Below are 2,480 nucleotides of genomic sequence, written 5' to 3' on the forward strand. Positions count from 1 at the left end.
GCTGGCCGCGCTCGATCCGCGCGAGTCGCGGGAGCTGATGGCGGCCGGACGGGCGGCGTGGCAGGTCCTCGCCGGGGCGGCCGGCGATCGGGAGTTCCACGGCGTGCTGCTCGCCGACGAGGCGCCCTACGGCGTCGGCTACTTCGCGGCGCTCTGGACGGCGGTCTAGGCGGGGCCGTCCTTCGGCTTCTGCTTCTTGGCCAGGTCGTCCGCGGCCTCCTTGGCCTTCTGCTGGACGGTGTCGACGTGCTGCTTGTACTTGCCGCCGGTCTTCTGGTCGACCATGTCGCCGATCTTGTCGACGGCCGTGCCGACCTTGTCGGAGTTCTTGCCGACCAGATCCATGAACTTCTGTACGAACGACATCGCGTATCCCCCGATACCTGCAAGCCCCGATACTTGAAGACGGGCGCACGATTTCCGCGCCCGATATGACCATTCGTACCCAGCCGGAAACAGTTGATTCGTGGTGAATGTGATCTCCGTGGTCGGTCCGACCGCGGCGGGCAAGTCAGATCTGGCCGTCGAGCTGGCGCTCCGGCTGGGCGGTGAGGCCGTCAACACCGACTCCATGCAGCTCTACAAGGGCATGGACATCGGCACCGCCAAGATGACCATGGCGGAGCGGCGGGGCGTGCCGCACCATCTGCTGGACGTCTGGGACGTCACCGAGACGGCCAGTGTCGCGGAGTACCAGGGTCTGGTCAGGACCGTGATCTCCGAGCTGCGCGGGCGGGGCCGGGTGCCGGTGCTGGTCGGCGGGTCGGGGCTCTACGTGCGGGCCGCGCTCGACCATCTCGAGTTCCCCGGGACCGATCCGGCCGTCCGGGAGCGGCTGGAGGCCGAGCTCGCGGTCGCCGGTCCGGCTGAGCTGCACGAGCGGCTGCGCGGCCTCGACCCGGCGGCCGCCGAGGCGATCCTGGTGAGCAACGGGCGGCGGATCGTCCGGGCGCTGGAGGTCATCGAGATCACCGGCCGGCCGTTCACCGCGAACCTGCCGCAGCACTCCTATCTCGATCCCGCGACCGTCCAGCTCGGGCTGCTGGTGCCGCGTCCCGAACTGGACGAGCGGATCGCGCTGCGCGTCGACCGGATGTGGGAGGCGGGCTTCGTCGAGGAGGTCCGTGCGCTCGAACCGCTCGGCCTGCGCGACGGCAGGACGGCGGGCCTCGCGCTCGGCTACGCCCAGGTGCTGAGGTTCCTCGCCGGGGAGCTCACCGAGGACGAGGCGCGGGCGGAGACCGTCCGGGCGACCCGCCGGTTCGCGCGCCGCCAGGAGTCGTGGTTCCGGCGCGACCCGCGGATCTCCTGGCTCCCCTACGACGCCCCCGACCTGGTTGATCAAGCGCTTAGGATCTGCTCATGAGATTCACCAAGGGCCACGGCACCGAGAACGATTTCGTGATCCTCCCGGATCCGGACGGCGAGCTGGATCTCACTCCCGAGCGGGTCACGGCGCTCTGCGACCGGCGGGCCGGCATCGGTGGCGACGGTGTCCTGCGGGTCGTGCGGAGCAAGGCGGCCGGGCTCGACGCGGACGCCGAATGGTTCATGGACTACCGCAACGCCGACGGCAGCATCGCCGAGATGTGCGGCAACGGCATCCGGGTGTTCGCCCGCTATCTGGTGGATGCGGGGCTGGCGGTGCCCGGCTCGTTCCCGGTGGCCACCCGGTCGGGTGAGAAGATCGTCACGCTGGGGGAGGCCGGGGACGTCACCATAGACATGGGTGCTCCGGTGGTCTTCGGTTCCTCGTCGGCGACGGTCGGCGGGGCGCTCTACTCGGGCCGGAAGGTCTCGGTGGGCAACCCGCATCTGGCCTGCCGGATCCCCGATCCGGTGGCGGGGCTCGATCTTACGGCCGCGCCCGTGTTCTCGGCGGAGGACTTCCCCGAGGGCGTCAACGTCGAGCTCTTCGAGCCCGTCGGGCCGCGCCATGTGTCGATGCGCGTGTACGAACGGGGTTCGGGCGAGACCAGGTCCTGCGGCACCGGGTCGGTGGCGACGGCCGTCGCGGCGGCGCTGCTGGAGGGTTCCGATCCGCTGACCGAGCCGTCGGAGTGGATCGTGGACGTGCTGGGCGGCCGGGTCACCGTGATCTTCGCGGACGGCACCAGCTATCTGCGCGGTCCCGCGGTGCTCGTCGCCGAGGGCGAGACGGTTCTCTAGCCGAGGGCTACCATCACTAGAACGTGATTCGGTGATGGGAGTCGGGATGACAGTCAAGGACTACGTCCAGCAGCTCGGTGGCGCGTTCATGTTCTCGCGCGAGGCCAAGGAGTTCGGCCGCACGACCGGAGTCGAGGGGTTCATCGGCCCGTACATGCGCGGCAGGGCCGGGGTGCTCGGCGACGTCGACGCCGACGTGGTGACCGCCGCGGTCGGGTTCTTCCCGGCCGACGTCGTCCGCGCGGCCTGGGAGTCGGTGCCGATGCCCGCCGCCGAGGCCGCCGCCGGGTACGCGGTCGCCGCGCAGGGGT

The 2,480-nt window shown here is 70.4% G+C and carries 4 protein-coding genes; 3 read left to right on the forward strand and 1 reads right to left on the reverse strand.

Annotation, left to right across the window (positions count from 1 at the left end; genetic code table 11):
• Nucleotides 1-165 precede the first annotated feature (165 nt).
• Nucleotides 166-366: an antitoxin gene (locus tag ACYVE7_RS32525; protein WP_460370214.1), complete on the reverse strand. Its 201-nt coding sequence runs from the start codon at nucleotides 364-366 to the stop codon at nucleotides 166-168.
• 109 nt (nucleotides 367-475) lie between these two features.
• Between ACYVE7_RS32525 and miaA the strand changes: the two genes are divergently transcribed.
• The 3 genes from miaA to ACYVE7_RS32540 all read left to right on the forward strand — a co-directional run.
• Nucleotides 476-1,366 carry a tRNA (adenosine(37)-N6)-dimethylallyltransferase MiaA gene (gene miaA, locus ACYVE7_RS32530; RefSeq protein WP_460370219.1) on the forward strand — a complete coding sequence of 297 codons (891 nt, stop codon included), beginning with the start codon at nucleotides 476-478 and terminating at the stop codon, nucleotides 1,364-1,366.
• A complete protein-coding gene (dapF, locus tag ACYVE7_RS32535; RefSeq protein ID WP_460370216.1) occupies nucleotides 1,363-2,169 on the forward strand; it encodes a diaminopimelate epimerase in 807 nt (268 codons plus the stop codon). The genes miaA and dapF overlap by 4 nt, the downstream gene beginning before the upstream one ends.
• A 46-nt stretch (nucleotides 2,170-2,215) precedes the next feature.
• The coding region (locus ACYVE7_RS32540) for a helix-turn-helix domain-containing protein (protein ID WP_460370217.1) at nucleotides 2,216-2,480 on the forward strand (265 nt) is incomplete at its 3' end.

The organism is Actinocorallia lasiicapitis, from assembly GCF_054778695.1.

Excerpts from the sequence above, each read along its gene's own strand:
- ACYVE7_RS32525 (WP_460370214.1), bottom strand. The coding sequence starts at position 366 with ATGTCGTTCGTACAGAAGTTCATGGATCTGGTCGGCAAGAACTCCGAC.
- dapF (WP_460370216.1), top strand. The coding sequence starts at position 1,363 with ATGAGATTCACCAAGGGCCACGGCACCGAGAACGATTTCGTGATCCTC.